This is a genomic window from Flavobacteriaceae bacterium HL-DH10, from assembly GCA_031826515.1.
In the GTDB taxonomy this organism is placed as follows: Bacteria; Bacteroidota; Bacteroidia; order Flavobacteriales; family Flavobacteriaceae; genus Thalassobellus; species Thalassobellus suaedae.
The window spans coordinates 633,366-651,740 of the sequence record CP134536.1; the positions used below are offsets into that span (position 1 = coordinate 633,366).

The 18,375-nt window shown below is 30.2% G+C and carries 20 protein-coding genes; 13 read left to right on the forward strand and 7 right to left on the reverse strand.

The features are described from left to right. The first annotated feature begins 49 nt into the window (after positions 1 to 49). From RHP49_02750 to RHP49_02800, 11 genes are all read left to right on the forward strand, one after another. Positions 50 to 1,159 (forward strand): ABC transporter substrate-binding protein, encoded by a 1,110-nt coding sequence (locus RHP49_02750; GenBank protein ID WNH13180.1) that lies wholly within the window; start codon positions 50 to 52, stop codon positions 1,157 to 1,159. Beyond that, positions 1,160 to 2,188, forward strand: a complete 1,029-nt coding sequence (locus RHP49_02755) for an iron ABC transporter permease (GenBank protein WNH13181.1) — start codon at positions 1,160 to 1,162, stop codon at positions 2,186 to 2,188. Beyond that, on the forward strand, positions 2,188 to 2,982 hold the full coding sequence (locus tag RHP49_02760) for an ABC transporter ATP-binding protein (protein WNH13182.1): 795 nt from the start codon (positions 2,188 to 2,190) through the stop codon (positions 2,980 to 2,982). Before RHP49_02755 ends, RHP49_02760 begins: the two co-directional genes overlap by 1 nt. Before the next feature lie 76 nt (positions 2,983 to 3,058). After that, positions 3,059 to 4,375, forward strand: coding sequence for a DNA recombination protein RmuC (gene rmuC, locus RHP49_02765; GenBank protein ID WNH13183.1), 1,317 nt, complete (start codon positions 3,059 to 3,061; stop codon positions 4,373 to 4,375). Between the two features lie 183 nt (positions 4,376 to 4,558). Next, positions 4,559 to 5,098 carry an acyl-CoA thioesterase gene (locus RHP49_02770; protein WNH13184.1) on the forward strand — a complete coding sequence of 180 codons (540 nt, stop codon included), beginning with the start codon at positions 4,559 to 4,561 and terminating at the stop codon, positions 5,096 to 5,098. A 51-nt stretch (positions 5,099 to 5,149) separates the two neighbouring features. Then, the gene (locus tag RHP49_02775; protein ID WNH13185.1) at positions 5,150 to 5,530 is read left to right on the forward strand and encodes a hypothetical protein; all 381 of its coding nucleotides are present in this window, start codon (positions 5,150 to 5,152) and stop codon (positions 5,528 to 5,530) included. Then, entirely contained in the window at positions 5,527 to 6,042 is a 516-nt protein-coding gene (locus tag RHP49_02780) for an ankyrin repeat domain-containing protein (GenBank protein ID WNH13186.1), read from the forward strand. Before RHP49_02775 ends, RHP49_02780 begins: the two co-directional genes overlap by 4 nt. Positions 6,043 to 6,046: 4 nt before the next feature. Further along, positions 6,047 to 6,817, forward strand: a complete 771-nt coding sequence (locus RHP49_02785; GenBank protein WNH13187.1) for a T9SS type A sorting domain-containing protein — start codon at positions 6,047 to 6,049, stop codon at positions 6,815 to 6,817. A 46-nt stretch (positions 6,818 to 6,863) separates the two neighbouring features. Then, a complete protein-coding gene (locus tag RHP49_02790) occupies positions 6,864 to 7,712 on the forward strand; it encodes a DUF5777 family beta-barrel protein (GenBank protein WNH13188.1) in 849 nt (282 codons plus the stop codon). A gap of 34 nt (positions 7,713 to 7,746) precedes the next feature. Continuing rightward, the gene (locus RHP49_02795) at positions 7,747 to 8,109 is read left to right on the forward strand and encodes a hypothetical protein (protein ID WNH13189.1); all 363 of its coding nucleotides are present in this window, start codon (positions 7,747 to 7,749) and stop codon (positions 8,107 to 8,109) included. 46 nt (positions 8,110 to 8,155) lie between these two features. Next, on the forward strand, positions 8,156 to 8,701 hold the full coding sequence (locus RHP49_02800) for a YceI family protein (protein WNH13190.1): 546 nt from the start codon (positions 8,156 to 8,158) through the stop codon (positions 8,699 to 8,701). A 57-nt stretch (positions 8,702 to 8,758) separates the two neighbouring features. On the opposite strand, the gene carB is transcribed toward RHP49_02800, so the two are convergent. Further along, positions 8,759 to 11,611 carry a carbamoyl-phosphate synthase large subunit gene (gene carB / locus RHP49_02805; GenBank protein ID WNH13191.1) on the reverse strand — a complete coding sequence of 951 codons (2,853 nt, stop codon included), beginning with the start codon at positions 11,609 to 11,611 and terminating at the stop codon, positions 8,759 to 8,761. A gap of 113 nt (positions 11,612 to 11,724) precedes the next feature. Continuing rightward, positions 11,725 to 11,886, reverse strand: coding sequence for a 50S ribosomal protein L34 (gene rpmH, locus RHP49_02810; protein WNH13192.1), 162 nt, complete (start codon positions 11,884 to 11,886; stop codon positions 11,725 to 11,727). Positions 11,887 to 12,187: 301 nt separating this feature from the next. On the opposite strand from rpmH, the gene RHP49_02815 reads away from it, so the two are divergent. Beyond that, a complete protein-coding gene (locus RHP49_02815; protein WNH13193.1) occupies positions 12,188 to 12,763 on the forward strand; it encodes a DUF2892 domain-containing protein in 576 nt (191 codons plus the stop codon). Here RHP49_02815 and cls read toward each other — a convergent pair. From cls to RHP49_02830, 3 genes are read right to left on the reverse strand one after another with little or no spacing between them, the layout of a single operon-like run. Next, complete coding sequence (cls, locus tag RHP49_02820) at positions 12,760 to 14,214, reverse strand: cardiolipin synthase (GenBank protein ID WNH13194.1); 1,455 nt, start codon at positions 14,212 to 14,214, stop codon at positions 12,760 to 12,762. The two genes, RHP49_02815 and cls, sit on opposite strands and share 4 nt — an antisense overlap. A gap of 8 nt (positions 14,215 to 14,222) precedes the next feature. Next, on the reverse strand, positions 14,223 to 15,143 hold the full coding sequence (locus RHP49_02825) for a lytic transglycosylase domain-containing protein (protein WNH13195.1): 921 nt from the start codon (positions 15,141 to 15,143) through the stop codon (positions 14,223 to 14,225). A gap of 50 nt (positions 15,144 to 15,193) precedes the next feature. Then, on the reverse strand, positions 15,194 to 15,859 hold the full coding sequence (locus RHP49_02830) for an alpha/beta hydrolase (GenBank protein WNH13196.1): 666 nt from the start codon (positions 15,857 to 15,859) through the stop codon (positions 15,194 to 15,196). A gap of 117 nt (positions 15,860 to 15,976) precedes the next feature. Here RHP49_02830 and RHP49_02835 point away from each other — a divergent pair, with 117 nt between their 5' ends. Further along, complete coding sequence (locus RHP49_02835; protein ID WNH13197.1) at positions 15,977 to 16,273, forward strand: N-acetyltransferase; 297 nt, start codon at positions 15,977 to 15,979, stop codon at positions 16,271 to 16,273. Positions 16,274 to 16,339: 66 nt separating this feature from the next. On the opposite strand, the gene RHP49_02840 is transcribed toward RHP49_02835, so the two are convergent. Together RHP49_02840 and mtaB are read right to left on the reverse strand one after the other, a co-directional pair. Beyond that, positions 16,340 to 16,726 (reverse strand): hypothetical protein, encoded by a 387-nt coding sequence (locus RHP49_02840; GenBank protein WNH13198.1) that lies wholly within the window; start codon positions 16,724 to 16,726, stop codon positions 16,340 to 16,342. Between the two features lie 119 nt (positions 16,727 to 16,845). Then, positions 16,846 to 18,186 carry a tRNA (N(6)-L-threonylcarbamoyladenosine(37)-C(2))-methylthiotransferase MtaB gene (gene mtaB, locus RHP49_02845; GenBank protein ID WNH13199.1) on the reverse strand — a complete coding sequence of 447 codons (1,341 nt, stop codon included), beginning with the start codon at positions 18,184 to 18,186 and terminating at the stop codon, positions 16,846 to 16,848. Positions 18,187 to 18,375: the final 189 nt, after the last annotated feature.

An 18,375-nucleotide genomic window follows, 5' to 3' on the forward strand; every position in this document is an offset into this window, starting at 1 on the left:
CAGATATTTTTTTTAGATGCGTTATATACTAATTTTATTAAGTAGTTGTATGTTTTTTTCTTCATGCAAAGAGAAAACAAACACCAAGACAGTAGATTCAAAAACGACTGAGATCGTTTCTCAAAACATTAAATATGCTAAAAGTTTCTCCATAAACAACCATAGCGATTATAAAGAAATTATAGTCACTTCTGCATGGCCTAAAAGTACGGAAACCTATAAATATATTTTAATAAAAGAAGGACAAGCCATTCCTGAACATGATAACAGAACCATTGTAATTAAAATTCCAATAAAGAAAGTTGTTGTCATGTCTACAACAAATATTCCTGTATTAGAATATTTGAATATAGAAGATAGGTTAGTAGGATTTCCTAATACAGATTATATTTCATCTAAAAAAACAAGACAACTAATTGAATCAGGAAAAGTAAAAGATTTAAATAACGATTTAGAAATTAATATGGAATTACTCTTAGACATAAATCCTGAGTTGGTTATTGGATTTTCTGTAAATGGTAATGACAAATCTTTAAATAAAATAGAAAAATTTGGAATCCCTGTTGTTTTAGATGGTGCATGGACAGAGCAACATCCTTTAGGACGTTCTGAATGGATAAAATTTATAGCTGCTTTTTTTGATAAAGATGAAGAAGCAAAGGTGATCTTTGATAAAATTGAAACTGATTATTTAGAAGCTAAAGCACTTGCTAAAAAAACAGAAACTATCCCAACCGTAATATCTGGATCTTTATTTAAAGATGTATGGAATATTCCTGGAGGACATAGTTTTGTTGCAAAATATTTGGAAGATGCCAATACTAATTATCTTTGGAAAAACGACCAATCTACTGGAAGTCTTCAACTAAATTTTGAAAATGTTTTAGAAAAAGGACAAAAAGCAGACTTATGGATTGGTGCAGGATCTTTTAAAAATAAAGAAGAAATGCTTTCTAATCACAATGGTTATAGTTATTTTGAAGCTTTTAAAAACAATAAAACATATACATACACAAATAAAATTGGTTCAAAAGGAGGTCTTATGTATTATGAATTAGGGCCGATGCGTCCCGATTTAATTTTAAAAGATATTATAAAAATTGCACACCCTGAACTACTACCAACATATGAATATTTCTTTTTTAAGACAATAGAATAATTGGAAACCACTAAATCATATAAAATTGCATTCATCCTATTAGCTTTAGCTACTCTGGCGTGCTTTTTTATTAATATTAGTTTAGGGTCAATTTCTATACCTAATTCAGAGATATTTAAAAGTTTTTTTGAACCATTAGAAAACAACTCTTGGCAACATATAATTATAGACTACAGATTACCAAAAGCGTTTACATCCATTATAGTAGGCTCTGGCTTAGGTGTTTCGGGGTTAATGATGCAAACACTATTTAGAAACCCGCTTGCCGGCCCTTTTGTTTTAGGTATTACATCTGGAGCAAGTTTAGGTGTCGCTTTAACCATTATGGGAGCTTCTATTTTTGGTGGTTTTTTGGCTACGATATTAGTTTCTAATTGGAGTACCGTTATTGCAGCTAGTTTTGGTAGTTTTTTAGTATTGCTTGCCGTAGTTATTGTATCGACTCGAGTAAAAGACACCATGGGCATTCTTATAATTGGGCTCATGTTTGGAAGTATAACCTCTGCAGTTGTTAGTGTTCTATCTTACTTTAGCTCTGCCGAAGAATTACAACAATATATCTTTTGGGGATTTGGAAGTTTAGGTAATTTAACTTGGGAAGAACTTCTGGTTTTATTCATTATTTACATTGCAGGAATACTTATAAGTTTAAGTTCTATAAAATCACTAAACACGTTATTACTTGGCGAAAATTATGCAAAAAGCCTAGGTTTAGACATAAAAAAAAGTCGATTATTACTAATAATTTCAACAAGTTTACTAGCTGGTACTATTACAGCTTTTGTAGGGCCCATTGCTTTTATAGGTTTAGCGATACCACACATGACTAGACAAATATTTAACACGTCAAATCATAAAATATTACTACCAGCCGTTTTTTTATTAGGAGCCATTGTTATGCTAATTTGTGATAGCATTGCACAATTACCAACTAGTAACTACACATTACCTATAAACGCTATAACCTCTCTAATTGGAGCCCCTGTTGTTATCTGGCTATTGGTTAGGAAACGTAAAATGATGTTTTAATGGAACTAGACAATAAAAATATCGTTCTTAAAACTGTAGATCTATCTATAGGCTACTCCTCTAAAAAAGGAAAAACGCTTGTTTCTTCTAACATAAACATTGAATTACATCAAGGTGGATTAATTGGACTTATTGGAGGTAATGGTATTGGAAAATCTACTTTATTAAGAACTTTGACTAAAGTTCAAAATCCACTTGAAGGCGCAATTTTTATTAATAATAAAGATATTTCTAAATACGCATCATTAGATTTAGCTAAAGCAATGAGTTTGGTTTTAACTGAACCAATTGCATCAAAAAATTTATCGGTATTAGAATTGGTTGCCTTGGGCAGACAACCTTACACCAACTGGGTTGGTAATTTGTCTAAAAAAGATAAAACTGCCATTTACAAAGCATTACAACAAACAAATATTGAAGGTTTAAAAGATAAAAAATGTTATGAATTAAGTGATGGACAGTTACAAAAAGCTTTAATAGCAAGAGCTTTAGCGCAGGACACCGATTTAATTATTTTAGATGAGCCTACCACACATCTAGACATGTATCACAAAGCTTATATACTAAAACTACTAAAAGAACTCGCCCAAGAAACTGGTAAAACCATCTTATTTTCATCGCACGAAATAGATTTAGCTATTCAATTATGTGATACTTTAATTGTTATGAATAAAGATGAAGTTGTTATGAACGACCCATGCAGCTTAATTTCTAAAGGCACATTCAACACATTATTTCCAAATGATTTAATTGCTTTTGATGAAAAAACAGGCAGTTTTAGAGTGAAGAAGTAAAATGTATAAATCTTATACCTTCCATCTTTCGTCTTCATATCAAAACATTTATATTTGATTAAATTTCTATTTTAAAATGAACGACAACCTTATTCTTATTCTCGCAATATTAGTTTCTGGCGGCATAGGCGCTTATATTGGTATGACTATTACTAAACTAAAAAGTAAAAGCAACCAAAGCACTCTTGAGGAACGTCAAAACCAAATGAGTATTACTATTGAAGATTTAAAACAAATTTTAAATAAAACTGAAGGCGAACGTGAAGATATTCGTCGTGAAAAAGATTTATTAAATTCAGAATTAACACGGAAAAACACCGAATACGAAAACCTGCAACAACAAAACATAAAACGCGATGCCGAGATAGAGGAACGACAAGAACAATTGCGTAAAGATTTTGAATTATTAGCTACTAAAATACTTGATGAAAAGTCGGAAAAATTCACCCTTCAGAATAAAGAAAACATTAAAAATATTTTAAATCCGCTACAAGAAAAAATAAAGACTTTTGAAGAAAAAGTAGATTTAACTCAAAAGGAAAGTATCAGTATGCATTCGGCTTTAAAAGAGCAACTTTTAGGTTTAAAAGACTTAAACCAACAAATGAGTAAAGAAGCCACTAACCTAACTAGAGCCTTAAAAGGCGATAGTAAAATGCAAGGAAATTGGGGTGAATTGGTTTTAGAACGTGTGTTAGAAAAATCGGGACTAGAAAAAGACAGAGAGTATTTTGTACAACAAAGTTTTACATTAGATAATGGCTCGCGTGTATTACCCGATGTGGTTTTAAACCTTCCCGACGGTAAAAAAATGATTATTGACAGCAAAGTATCCTTAACCGACTACGAGCGTTTGGTAAATGCAGACGATGATGATAAAGGCATGTATTTAAAAGCACATGTTAACTCTATAAAAAGGCATGTTGATCAACTTTCGGAAAAAAATTATCAAGATTTATACGATATAGAATCTCCCGATTTTGTACTCATGTTTATACCTATTGAACCCGCTTTTGCAGTGGTTGTAAATGAAGACAATAGTATTTATAACAAAGCCTTCGAGAAAAATATTGTTATTGTAACGCCTTCTACCCTTCTAGCGACACTTAGAACCGTTGATTCTATGTGGAATAATGAAAAGCAACAACAGAATGCTATTGAAATTGCTAGACAAGCAGGTGCTTTATATGACAAATTTGAAGGTTTAGTAAGTGATTTAACAGGTGTTGGTAAAAAGATTGATGCCGCTAAAAGTGATTATTCCGCAGCTATGAATAAACTTGTTGAAGGCCGAGGGAACCTGATTACTAGTGTTGAAAAACTTAAGAAAATGGGAGCCAAAGCAAAAAAATCACTACCTGAAGCTATTATAAAACGAGCCGAAGAAGAATAGAATTTTAATTATATAGTGCTTTCCTAATTACTGTATTAAACAATTCTTGTACTAATAATTATTAAAATTATTATTTTTTAGTGAAAAATTTTAGAACTTACTAAAAATGATAATACACTGATTTATACAGGAAAATATATTACTACTTTAGTTGTTGTAAAATAATTAAAAGTTAAAACACCCATGTTTAAGCACCCTAAAGAATCACAAGTTACTATTACAGAATTAATGCTACCTGCGCACTCTAATTTTAGTGGTAAAATTCATGGTGGTTATATTTTAAATTTAATGGATCAGATAGCATTTGCCTGTTCCTCTAAACATTCTAGACATTATTGCGTTACAGCATCTGTAAATAGAGTAGATTTTTTAAACCCTATTGAAGTTGGAGAACTGGTTACATTAAAAGCTTCAATAAATTATACTGGTAGAACATCTATGGTTGTTGGTGTTCGTGTAGAATCAGAAAACATACAAACAGGAGAAAAGAAGCACTGTAATTCTTCTTATTTTACTATGGTTGCTAAAGATGAGCAAGGTAAAAACGTACCTGTTCCAGGTATTATATTAGATGACGAACAAGGTGTTAGACGCTTTGCTAGGAGTATTACTAGACAAGAACAAGCTAAAACAAGATCTAATAAATTTAAGTCCTCAGAATTTAAAATTGAGGAACATATTGAATCCATAAAAACACAAAATGTTAAAATAGATTTAGAATAATATAAATTATTACGTATTTTTATAAGGTTCCATTAAACACCTTTGTTAAAAATGCGTAAAATAATTATATTTATTTTTATAATTTTACTAACTATAATAGGTTACAACTACTTATATCAAGATCATCGAGATATAAATTCTGAGCAAACTGATTTTTCATTAACCGCTACTACTCTTTTAAATGAATTTTCTATAAATCCCAATGCTTCAGAAAAAAAATATTTAAACAAAACCATTGAAATAAACGGATCTATTACAGAGAAAAACTCTGACAACCTTACTATAGACGACAAGGTGTTTTGCCTACTTTTAAATAATACTCAAAATATCCTAGAAAACAATTCTCCAATTATAGTAAAAGGTAGGGTTATAGGTTATGATGATTTATTAGAGCTAGTAAAACTAGATCAATGTACAATTCTAAAAAAATGAAAAAGAATTACTTTCTAATACTATTCATTTTCTGTTCTTCATTATATGCACAAAAAGACATATATGATGTTTGCCGAAACGGAACAGTTGAAGAAATATTAAAGCTATATAATGAAAGTCCAGATATTATCAATACAACCAATAACTCAGGGTACTCTCCTTTAATTTTAGCATGCTACCATGGGAATGATAATATCGTTTCTTTTTTAGTCCACAAAGTAAAAGATATTAATGGTTCTAGTGATTATGGCACCCCTTTAATGGCAGCTGTTGTAAAAGGAAACCTAAAGATTACAAAAATTTTATTAGATAAAAAAGCAGACCCTAATATTGCCGATCCAAATGGAACAACAGCATTACACTATGCCGTTCTTTTTAAACTTACAGATATTGCTAAATTATTAGTAAAAGCAGGAGCAAAACATAGCCTTAAAGACAACAATGGAAAATCGGCTTACGATTATGCTCTTATTAATAAAAATCAAGAGTTACTAACCCTCTTAAAAAAATAAACTCATGAAAAAAATTAATTTAATTCTATTCATTTTAACAATAGGCATGATTTCCTATTCACAAACTAGTTCTACAGGAGTTATAAATTTATCGTCCACTACTGGTTTAGAGTACACAGCACAAATAGATATTACATCTTCTGAAGTAACATTAACACTAATTGGCCCTAGTGATAGATGGCTAGGTATTGGGTTTGGAGCAAGTTCAATGACATCAAATAAAGATGTTGTAATATTTACGGGTTCCGAATTGACTGATAGAACTTTTATAGGCATAGGAAGCATACCAACACTTGACAACAATCAAGATTGGACTGTAAGTTCAAATGAAATTACTTCTGGCAAGAGAACATTAGTTGCTACTCGAGCATTAAATACAGGTGAAACTAATGACTATATTTTTAGCACTTCTGATACTTCAATAAATTTAGTTTGGGCTAGAGGTAATGACACTACATTTAATCTAGAATATCATGGCAGTACTAATAGAGGTGCTACCGCTAGTGGTTTTACACTTGATATAAACGAGAATGACTTAGCTTCTAATTTTAGCTTATTCCCTAATCCTGCGTCATCAAAATTAAATATAGTATTACCAAACACTATTCAAAATGCTTCAATTAATGCCTTTGATGTTTTTGGAAAACAAATATTTAATAAATCTATTTCTAATTTAAATGCTTCAATAGATGTTTCCTCATGGAGTAAAGGCATCTATTTAATTAAAGTATCTTCTGAAGGAAAAACAAATACCAAAAAATTTATAAAAAAATAATTTAAAAAAAAAAGCTATTTTTGGACAAACCAAATTTTAGCATATAATGAAAAACCTCTTAATTATTCTCTTATTACTACCTTTATTTACCTACTCTCAAGATGATTTATTAAATGAAATTGATAGTGATTCAACAGGAACTGAATACGCAACAGCAGCTTTTAAAGGCCTAAAAATTGTAAATTTTGAATCCACAAAATTAGTAGCTAAAAAAGAATTTACATTTATAGTATCTCATCGATTTGGAAGTCTTAAAAATGGTATTGACACCTTTTTTGGACTAGATGAAGCGGTTACACGATTAAATTTTGTGTTTGGAATTACAGATAATTTCAACATTGGTGTTTCAAGAAGTTCTTTCTTAAAAATTTATGATGTATCCTTAAAATATAAACTTTTAAGACAAAAAGAAGGTGGTTTTCCTTTTACGGTTGTAGGCTACAATTCTATTTTAATTAATACTGCTTTAGAAAAAGCGAATTTACCTTTGCTTGAATTTAAACACCGTATAGGATATACTGCACAATTGCTAATATCTAGAAAAATTGACAGCAATTTTTCACTTGAATTGGCTCCTACTTTTTTTCATGATAATTATGTAGTTATGGATAATCAAGATAATTCACAATATGCAATTGGCTTTGGCGGACGTTATAAACTTAACAAACGTTGGTCTTTAAATGCTGATTATGGTTATCATTTAAACAGAGCCGACAATTCCCCTTTTAAAAACCCGTTATCTATTGGTATAGACTTAGAAACTGGAGGACACGTATTCCAAATGCACTTTACTAATGCTCAACCTATGAATACCAATGGATTTTTAGGTCAAGCATCAGGAGATTGGAGTGATGGAAATATTTATTTCGGCTTTAATTTAAGCCGAAGATTCTAAAAAAAAATTTAAATTACCCCCTAAAAATGAACTTATGAAATCTAAAAATTTACTTTACACATTTACAACAGCAATAATTCTATTTAACTGTTCTAACAGTAGCACTGAGGATCTTTCAGAACCTACTCAAGATCCAGATCCAACTGCCATAATAACTTATGATACAGATATTATGACCATTATAAACGATAATTGTATTCAATGTCATGGAACACCACCAACAGGAGGCGCTCCTACTTCATTTACAACTTACACTCAAGTTAAAAGTAGTATAAATTCAATATTAACTCGTATTAACAATTCTGGATCTGCTGTGATGCCACCAACTGGACAAATGCCATTAGCTACAAGAGAATTGATTCAACAATGGAAAGACGATGGTCTTTTGGAAAATTAATTTTGGCAGTATTTTTGATTTACATATTAAGTTAAACAAAGTAATTATGAAAAAACTATTATATGTTATAGCTTTTATTAGCTTGAATGTATTTGCCCAAGGAAAATATTTAACCAAAACGGGGCATGTAACTTTTGAAGCTTCTGTACCTTCTTTTGAAGAAGTTAAAGCTACTAATAATTCTGTAACAGCAATTATCAATACAGAAAATGGAGAATTCGCTTCCTTAATATTAGTAAAAGGATTCAGATTTAAAAATGCTTTAATGGAAGAACATTTTAATGAAAACTATGCCGAATCAGACACCTACCCAAAAGCTACTTTTAAAGGAAAAATAAGTGATTTTTCTATAACTAAATTATCGAATAATCCTACTCGTTTTAATTGCAGTGGCTTACTTACTTTTCATGGCAAAACAAAAAAGTTAGATTCTACTCCTTTCAATATCTCAATTAAAGATGGGAGCATTATTGTTTCTGGAACATTTAAAACAAATGCATCAGATTATGATATCAAAATTCCTAAAATTGTAAAAAGTAAAATTTCTGAAGATATAGATGTATCTTTTGATTTTATACTTAAAAAGAAATAATAACAATAAAAAAGCCGCTTAAAGCGGCTTTTTTATTTCATTTAATATCTGTATTTATTACTTATTCAAATACATTTTTCGTCTTGAATACAAATCGTAAAACTCATCATCTTTTAAGCTTTCTATAAACAAAATACTTTCTCCTGTACTCTTCATTTCTGGACCAAGTTTTTTATTTACATTATGGAATTTATCAAAAGAGAATACGGGTTGTTTAATAGCGTACCCTTCTAATTTAGGATTAAAATCAAAGTCTTTAACTTTCTTTTCTCCTAACATCACTTTAGTTGCATAATTTACATAAGGCTCTCCATAAGCTTTTGCTATAAAAGGAACCGTTCTAGATGCTCTAGGGTTAGCTTCAATAATATAAACCGTATCGTCTTTAATAGCGAATTGTATATTTATTAATCCAACGGTATTAAGTGCTAAAGCAATCTTTTTAGTATGATCTACAATTTGCTGCATCACTAAATCGCCAAGATTAAATGGTGGTAATAGTGAATTACTATCTCCAGAATGAATTCCACATGGCTCAATATGCTCCATGATACCAATTATGTAAACATCTTCTCCATCGCAAATAGCATCAGCTTCAGCTTCAATAGCACCATCTAAATAATGATCTAATAATAATTGATTCCCTGGCATTCTACTAAGCAAATCAACAACGTGCTTTTCAAGTTCTTCTTTATTAATAACAATTTTCATCCCTTGTCCTCCAAGAACATAAGATGGACGTACTAATATTGGAAAGTCTAACACATCTGCAATGGCAGCAGCTTCATCTGCCGTAGTGGCAATATCAAATTGTGGGTAAGGAATATTGTTTTCTTTTAATAAGTTAGAAAACAAACCTCTATCTTCAGCTAAATCTAAAGCTTCAAAACTAGTTCCTAATATTTTAATACCATATTTAGTTAATTTCTCAGCAAGCTTTAAAGCTGTTTGACCACCTAACTGTACAATAACACCTTCTGGTTTTTCATGTTTAATAATATCATAAATATGTTCCCAAAAAACAGGTTCGAAGTATAATTTATCAGCGGTGTCAAAATCAGTTGAAACTGTTTCTGGATTACAGTTAATCATGATTGTTTCGTAACCACATTCAGCCGAAGCTAAAACACCATGAACACAACAGTAATCGAACTCGATACCCTGACCAATTCTATTTGGACCAGAACCTAATACAATAACTTTTTTCTTATCTGATACTATACTTTCGTTATCGGCATAACGGTTACCATCTGCAGTTTCCATATCACTTTCAAAAGTTGAATAATAATATGGTGTTTTTGCTTCAAACTCGGCTGCACATGTATCTACTAATTTATACACACGATTAACTCCAAGTTCCTCACGCTTACTATACACTTGACTTTCTAAACAACCTAGCATATGCGCTATTTGTCTATCACCGTAACCTTTTTGTTTTGCTTCTAGTAATAAATCTTTTTCTATAGTATCAATAGTGAAGGTTGAAATTTCATTTCTTAAGAAATGTAACTCTTCATATTGCTTTAAAAACCACATATCAATTCTTGTGATTTCGTGAATTCTACTTAACGGAATTCCCATAGCAATGGCATCATAAATAATAAACACACGATCCCAAGAAGCATGAGTTAATTTTTCTATAATTTGATCGTAATTTTTATTTTCTTTTCCGTCGGCTCCTAAACCATTTCGCTTAATTTCGAGTGATTGTGTTGCTTTGTGCAATGCCTCTTGAAACGAACGTCCAATTCCCATAACCTCACCAACAGACTTCATTTGTAAACCTAAAGTTCTATCAGAACCTTCAAATTTATCAAAGTTCCAACGCGGTATTTTTACAATCACATAATCTAAGGTAGGTTCAAATAATGCCGACGTAGATTTTGTAATTTGATTATTTAATTCATCTAAATGATAACCCAAAGCTAATTTAGCTGCTATTTTTGCAATAGGATAACCAGTAGCTTTACTTGCTAATGCAGAAGAACGTGATACACGAGGATTAATTTCAATAGCGATAATATCTTCATTCTCATCGGGAGACACAGCAAATTGCACATTACAACCTCCAGCAAAATCACCAATACTACGCATCATATGGATGGCCATATCACGCATTTTTTGAAAAGTTCTATCACTTAAAGTCATTGCTGGAGCTACTGTAATAGAATCTCCTGTATGAATCCCAATCGGATCCATATTTTCTATAGAACAAATAATTACTACATTATCATTTGAATCTCTAAGTAACTCTAATTCGTATTCTTTCCAACCAATTAAGGCCTTATCAATCATAACTTCATGAATAGGAGAAATCTCCAATCCACGCGTTAATAATTCATCAAAATCTTCTTCTTTATAAACAAATGAGGCTCCTGCTCCACCTAAAGTAAAGGAGGCTCTAATAATCAAAGGAAATCCAAATTCCTGTGCAATTTCTTTCCCCTTTAAATAAGAATTAGCAGTAGCTTGAGGTGCCATAGGAATACCTATTTTAAGCATCAATTCTCTAAACTGCTCTCTATCTTCTGTAATGTTTATGGCATCAATATCAACACCAATAATTTCAACATCAAAATCTTTCCAAATACCTTTCTCATCAGCTTCAATACATAAATTCAAAGCTGTTTGACCACCCATTGTTGGTAAAACGGCATCAATTTGTGGATGTTCTTTAAGGATTTTAATAATTGACTTTGTGGTAAGAGGCAACAAATATACATGATCTGCCATAGACGGATCAGTCATAATAGTAGCTGGATTAGAATTTATAAGAATAGTTTCTATTCCATCTTCTCTTAAAGATCTTAAAGCTTGTGTACCAGAGTAATCAAATTCACAGGCTTGTCCAATAACTATTGGCCCAGACCCAATTATTAAAATAGATTTAAGTTTAGGATTTTTTGGCATTTTTACTGTTTATATATTGAATTATAATTTTTTACAAAAATAGTTGATCCGTAGATATAAAAAAAGGCGTTACACTTAAGTAACACCTTTAAATTATAAACAATTGTTAATCATTATTTTTTATGTCTAGATTCAGTTGACACAGATAATTTTTTTCTTCCTTTAGCTCTTCTACGTGCTAAAACTTTTCTACCATTAGCAGAAGCCATTCTTTCTCTGAAACCGTGTTTGTTTCTTCTCTTTCTTTTTGATGGCTGAAATGTTCTTTTACTCATTATCTTATGTCTTTAAAATCTGAAATGTATTTTTTTTGTTTTTTGGCGCTTCTCCAAAACTGAGGGCAAATATACAAAGCCTTTATTACTTTGCAAATCATTTTAGAAAAAAAATTTTAATTAATTTTCACACCCAAAAACAATCTGAAACACCTCTATTTATTTGGGATAATCCGTTATTTTTTGTTTAATAGGTATAAGTTATTTTTAATAAAAATTTAGTTTCTTTGTAATCTAAATTAAAAGTGACGTTAATTTAAACGTAAAAGTACGTCTATAACACACATCAAACTAAATAAAAATGTACAATAAAATCATAAAACTTATTATTGCAGCTGGTATTATTGCTTACGCTGTTTATCAATTTACTGAAGGTAATATAGGTAACGGTATTATGTTTATTTTACTTTCTTTAATTTTTATATTCCTTTATTTTAAAAATGAATTTATACTACTAGCATTTTTAAGATTAAGGAAGCAAGATTTTGAGGGTGCTAAAAAGTGGCTAAATAAAATTAAAAACCCTGAAACCGCTTTAGTAACCAAACAACAAGGCTATTATAATTATTTACATGGCATCATGGTTTCTCAAAGTAATATGAATGACGCCGAAAAGTATTTTAAGAAAGCCATTTCTTTAGGTTTATCTATGGATCATGATTTAGCCATGGCTAAATTGAATTTATCTGGTATTGCTTTTTCTAAACGTAGAAAACAAGAAGCTCAAAAACTTTTATCTGAAGCTCAAAAATTAGATAAGCAAGGTATGTTAACCGACCAGATTAAAATGATGAAAGAAAACATGAAGCGTTCTCAAATGCCAAATCAACATTATGGTACTGGAGGTTCTTTAAGAGCACAGAAACGCAGAGGTTAAATTAACGGCGACCAAAGTCTACAATAAGATTCTTTTACTTTATCAAATTTTGAACGCTTCAAGTAAGTATTATAATTCACTTCTTGACACGCTTTAATATCTTCTAAAAAAAGCTGTTTAAGAGTTTTACTATTTTCTTTATTATAAATTAAAGAGTTTATCTCAAAGTTTATATTAAAACTTCTATAATCTAAATTAGAGGTTCCAACACTAGAAAATATATCATCAATAACCATAGTTTTAGCATGTACAAATCCTTTTTTGTATTTATAAACCTTTACGTTAGCTTTTAACAAATCATCTAAATAAGAGTTAGAAGCATGCTGCACAATCCATGAATCTGATTTTTCAGGTATTATAAGTCTAACATCTACCCCACTTTTTGAAGCTATTTGTAATGCTGTTATCATTTCATCATTCGGCACAAAATAAGGTGTTGTTATATATACATAATCATTAGCTGTAATAATGGCAGTTAAAGTAACTTCCATAATATTAGCCCAATCTGTATCTGGACCACTTGCAACAATTTGCAGACCAATTTGATTATTTTTCTTCTCAACATCGGGAAAATAAGACTTATAAATGGTTATTTTCTTTCCTGAAACAAAATCCCAAGTTGTTAAAAAATGAATTTGAAGCGATTTAACGGCATCACCTATTATTCTTAAATGTGTATCTCTCCAATAACTTGTCCCATTTTTATTAAGATACTCATCTCCAATATTAATACCTCCAACATACCCTATTTTACCATCGATAATTGCTATTTTTCTATGGTTTCTATAATTCATTTTTCCAGTAAACCTTGAAAACAATACTGGCATAAATGAACAATGTAACACCCCTGAATGTGATAATTTAGATTTCATCTTACCTGATATTTCACTTCCTACATCATCATAACTAAGTCTTACTTCAATACCTTCTTTTGCTTTTTCGCAAATTAAATCAAGTAACTCACCTCCTATATTATCATCTCTAATAATATAATATTCTAAATGAATATGATTTTTAGCCGATTTAATATCATTTAATAAGCGTTCAAATTTAATATCTCCATCTTTAAGTATCTCAATTTCATTATTTAAAGTTAATGGTTCATTTTCATTACTATGAAGTAATTTAATTAGTTTAACTTTTTCGTCTAGATATTGATTTACTTTTTCTAACTCTTTTTTATTAAACTCTAATTCTTTATTAATAGATTGAATAATTTCTTTGTTAAGAATATGCTTTCTGTTAAATATTTTATTTTTTCGGTATTCTTGACCAAACAAATAATAAACAACAATACCTAAAAACGGAAAAAACACTAAAACTATAATATAGGTTAGTGTTTTTGTAGGGTTAATATTTTTAAGTAGAATTGTAACTACGGCAGACACCGCAACCACATAGTTAAAAATAATAAGTATAATCCAATAATTATTCTTTACAAATTCTAGCATATCAATTACTATTGATAATACCCTTCTTTAGGAATATCAATAGTATATAATTTTCTGGATTTATTATTTAAATGTGGCTCCCGTAACCAAGGGTTATGAAGTTTTAATATTTTATAATTAATACCAAAGTTTTCAGCAAACTTTGAAAAATCGGTTACAGCAGTATCTACCTCAACCTTATAAGTTGGCACATTATTATACAAATCTTTGTCTCTAAAATTAAAACCATACTTTGATGGATGAGACAATATTTCTTTTAAAGCTACAATTCGAAATAAATAACGCCCCGTTTCTTCTCCCAATAACAAATCATAATAACTAGTAACACCTTGTTCTTCCAAACGTCTAGAAACACCTGAATTACCTGCATTATATGCAGCAGCGGCAAGTGTCCAAGACCCTAGCTCTTCTTTAGATTTTAATAAGTATTTACAAGCAACTTCGGTAGCCTTTTCTAAATTATACCGTTCATCAACATTATCGTTTATCTCTAAACCATTTTCTCTTCCTGTTGCTGGCATTATTTGCCAAACCCCTCTTGCTCCTGCTGGAGACACAGCGTTTGTTAAGCCACTTTCTATAACTGCTAAATATTTAAAATCATCTGGAACACCATGCTTTTTTAAAATAGGTTCCATTATCGGGAAATATTTTTTAGCGCGTTTAAACATTAACAAACCGTTAGACTGCCAATAAGTATTTACCAATAATTCTCGATCCATACGCTCTAAAATATCCGGATTTTTAAGCGGTATAGATTCTCCAGAAAAGTCTAAATTCTCAGGAACTTGAAGGGCATAAACATTATAATCGTTTATAAGTTTGGTTTCAAAATTTTCATCGGTTGGAGCATCTTGTAGGGCATAAATAAATAAGGCACATAAACTTAATAATCCCACAAACGCCAAGGCTTTTTGTACTATCTTCATCTTTAATAAGTTTTGTTTAAAGTTAAAAAAAATAATTGAATTGACTCCCCCTAGTCGTTTAAAATAATGCGAGGTAAATTTTCGTTAAACCACTTGTATTTATTGATAATCATAATATGTGTTCCGTTCTTAATTGAAATACAATTAGATATATTCTTAATAGGAAATACCGCATCATTATCGCCATGAATATGCACTATTTCAGGATTAGGCTTTTCTTGATTCCAACACACCATATTTTTAATAGCCCAACTTAAATATTTACTATCGTTAACAGATAAATATTTTTTATATAATTCTAATCGCTTTGAAACAACATTACCAAATGCATATTTAGCAAACACATCAATATTACTTGCCAATTGTGTTGGCACTAATTTATATGCTTTTGTCGCTTTTGCTAATAGCATATGTTTGGGTATTTCATGTACAGACTTTACACTAGAAACAATTATTAACCTATTCACCTTTAAGTACTTACTTATTTCCTGAACCAATACACCACCAAATGACACTCCTAACAAAACAATATTGTCATGTTTAATATTTTGAGAGACTCTTAATGCGTAATCTGATAACAACTCATCATCTAAAGGTACAATCCACTCTAAGTAATGCATTTTAAATTGACTTTCTGGTAATTTAATATATTCGAAAATTTTCGGACTAGCAGCCATTCCTGGCATTAAGTAAACATGTATTATCTCTTGACCCATAAGGCATTAACCTAATTTTTACTTTACTTTACTGATTTTTTTTTGTATTTTTGCAATACAAAGCTACTAAATTAGTATTCGCTAATTAGATTCCATTGAAATAAAACTTTTACAATTATGATTGATGCTGCTGAATTAATAGACAATGACTTTTTACGTCAGTTTGAAATAAAAATTGACAATCAATTAGCAAAAATTGAATATTCTCTTCAGGAACGAAAGATTTTTTTAACTAAACTTATTATTCCCGAAGGTATTAAAAATGAAGATTTTAGCAAAGAATTTTTAGCTGTTGTTTTTGAACAAATTGAAGCTAGAAATTTAAGTGTGGTTCCTACCAGTCCTGAAATTGCGAAATTTGTAAGAGGTAACAGAAAGTACAAACGCATGTTACCCGTAGGCGTTAGAATTTAATTTAAAAAAAGACAATAAAAAAAGCCAAAACTAATAGTTTTGGCTTTTTTTTATTCACATTCTATATTAATAATATTTTGAATAATCATCTGATACTTTTTCTAAGCGTAAATCTTGAGAACTACTTAAAATAAGTTGTCCTTCTGAATTTAGAATAAACGTTTTTTGAGAAATCCCGTCTTCAACAAGTGTTATTACTTCATCATTTGCTTGCCATTTAAAAGCTGTTGCACTTGATGTAGTCTCGCTAGTACTATATACATTTGATTGAATACTCAATCCTGTATTATTATCGCCAAATACTAATGTTTGTGTTTTTGTAGAATCTGCACTTAAATCACTTGATTCCCAAACACCAAGTATATTAGAATCTTGATTAATTTCTTCTGTAGAACAAGATGCAAAAAAGGAAATAACAATTAAAGTCGTTAATAACTGTAGGTGTTTTTTCATAACTAATAGATTTGGGTTTTTAGTTTCAAAAAATTTAGGTTACCCAAACCTACAGTAGTATATCAAGGACATCAAAAAAAATCGTTTAAACTCAATTAAATCAACTTAAAAGGAGTTTTCTACGACTTTACTAAGACATCGTTTTTCAAAAAATCAAAACGAACTAAGCCGTCATCATCAATATTATTGAGTGTTACATGATGTAAGGTATTTACTAATTCAGGATTCCATGGCGCTTTAACTTTTACATAATTTTCAGTAAAACCATGAATGTAACCTCCTTTATTTTCACTTTCAAACAAAACAATTCTATGGCTTCCAATCTGACTTTCATAAAAAGCACGTCGTTTTTTAACCGATAAACCTCGTAACATTTTACTACGTTTACTTCTTACATTATTTGCTACAACACCATCCATTTCTGCTGCTTCCGTATTATCACGCTCAGAATACGTAAAAACATGTAAATAAGAAATATCTAACTCATTTAAAAAATTATATGTTTCTAAAAAATGGTCATCTGTTTCTCCTGGAAAGCCAACTATAACATCTACACCAATACATGCATGTGGCATGACTTCTTTAATTTTTGAAACTCTATCTACATACAGTTCTCGCATATAACGGCGTTTCATTTTTTTAAGAATTTCATTATTCCCCGATTGTAAAGGAATATGAAAATGAGGTACAAAAGCTCTAGATTTCGAAACCAAATCAATAGTTTCATTTTTTAATAGATTGGGTTCTATTGAAGAAATTCGTAAACGTTCAATACCTTCAACTTTATCTAACTCGGTAACTAAATCTAAAAACGTATGTTCATGTTTTTTATTTCCAAACTCTCCTTTACCATAATCCCCAATATTTACTCCTGTTAAAACAATTTCTTTGATGTTTTGTTCCGAAATTTCTTTAGCATTTTTCAAAACATTACTCATCGTATCGCTTCTTGAAATACCACGTGCTAACGGTATGGTGCAATAAGTACATTTATAATCGCAGCCATCTTGTACTTTTAAAAATGCACGAGTTCTATCGCCAATTGAATAAGACCCAACATAAAAATCGGCTTCTTCAATTTCGCAAGAATGGACTTCTCCTAAATCGTTTTTAGAAAGATCATTAAGATAATCGGTTATCTTAAATTTTTCAGTAGCACCAAGCACTAAATCCACACCATTTACATCTGCTAATTCCTGAGGTTTTAATTGTGCATAGCAACCAATTGCAATCACAAAAGCTTCTGCATTTGCTTTTTGAGCTTGTTTTACTATCGTTTTAAAACGTTTATCGGCATTTTCAGTTACCGAACAGGTATTTATAACATAAATATCGGCATTTTCAGAAAAATCTACACGATCAAAACCTTCCTCACTAAAATTTCTAGCAATGGTAGATGTTTCTGAAAAATTGAGTTTACAACCCAATGTATAAAATGCGACTTTTTTCTTAGAATTCATTCCTTGTATAAAAACGGTGCAAATTTAATAAAAAAAAGAGCGTTTCAAGTTGAAACGCTCTTTATAAAACCAAAATATTACAATTAAACAAAGTATGAGAGAAATCATTTTGTTGATAATAGCAATATCACCCAACTTTAAGACACAGCAATTTTTAAAAAGTCACATTTAATTTTTTAACTTTTAAAA

Bases quoted from the DNA above. Each gene is read 5' to 3' on its own strand.
- rpmH (WNH13192.1), bottom strand. From the start codon at position 11,886: ATGAGTAAAAGAACATTTCAGCCATCAAAAAGAAAGAGAAGAAACAAA.
- RHP49_02780 (WNH13186.1), top strand. From the start codon at position 5,527: ATGAAAAAGAATTACTTTCTAATACTATTCATTTTCTGTTCTTCATTA.
- RHP49_02785 (WNH13187.1), top strand. From the start codon at position 6,047: ATGAAAAAAATTAATTTAATTCTATTCATTTTAACAATAGGCATGATT.
- RHP49_02770 (WNH13184.1), top strand. From the start codon at position 4,559: ATGTTTAAGCACCCTAAAGAATCACAAGTTACTATTACAGAATTAATG.
- RHP49_02750 (WNH13180.1), top strand. From the start codon at position 50: ATGTTTTTTTCTTCATGCAAAGAGAAAACAAACACCAAGACAGTAGAT.
- RHP49_02830 (WNH13196.1), bottom strand. From the start codon at position 15,859: ATGGGTCAAGAGATAATACATGTTTACTTAATGCCAGGAATGGCTGCT.
- RHP49_02775 (WNH13185.1), top strand. From the start codon at position 5,150: ATGCGTAAAATAATTATATTTATTTTTATAATTTTACTAACTATAATA.
- cls (WNH13194.1), bottom strand. From the start codon at position 14,214: ATGCTAGAATTTGTAAAGAATAATTATTGGATTATACTTATTATTTTT.
- rmuC (WNH13183.1), top strand. From the start codon at position 3,059: ATGAACGACAACCTTATTCTTATTCTCGCAATATTAGTTTCTGGCGGC.
- RHP49_02800 (WNH13190.1), top strand. From the start codon at position 8,156: ATGAAAAAACTATTATATGTTATAGCTTTTATTAGCTTGAATGTATTT.
- RHP49_02795 (WNH13189.1), top strand. From the start codon at position 7,747: ATGAAATCTAAAAATTTACTTTACACATTTACAACAGCAATAATTCTA.
- RHP49_02840 (WNH13198.1), bottom strand. From the start codon at position 16,726: ATGAAAAAACACCTACAGTTATTAACGACTTTAATTGTTATTTCCTTT.
- carB (WNH13191.1), bottom strand. From the start codon at position 11,611: ATGCCAAAAAATCCTAAACTTAAATCTATTTTAATAATTGGGTCTGGG.
- RHP49_02835 (WNH13197.1), top strand. From the start codon at position 15,977: ATGATTGATGCTGCTGAATTAATAGACAATGACTTTTTACGTCAGTTT.
- mtaB (WNH13199.1), bottom strand. From the start codon at position 18,186: ATGAATTCTAAGAAAAAAGTCGCATTTTATACATTGGGTTGTAAACTC.
- RHP49_02760 (WNH13182.1), top strand. From the start codon at position 2,188: ATGGAACTAGACAATAAAAATATCGTTCTTAAAACTGTAGATCTATCT.
- RHP49_02790 (WNH13188.1), top strand. From the start codon at position 6,864: ATGAAAAACCTCTTAATTATTCTCTTATTACTACCTTTATTTACCTAC.
- RHP49_02825 (WNH13195.1), bottom strand. From the start codon at position 15,143: ATGAAGATAGTACAAAAAGCCTTGGCGTTTGTGGGATTATTAAGTTTA.
- RHP49_02815 (WNH13193.1), top strand. From the start codon at position 12,188: ATGTACAATAAAATCATAAAACTTATTATTGCAGCTGGTATTATTGCT.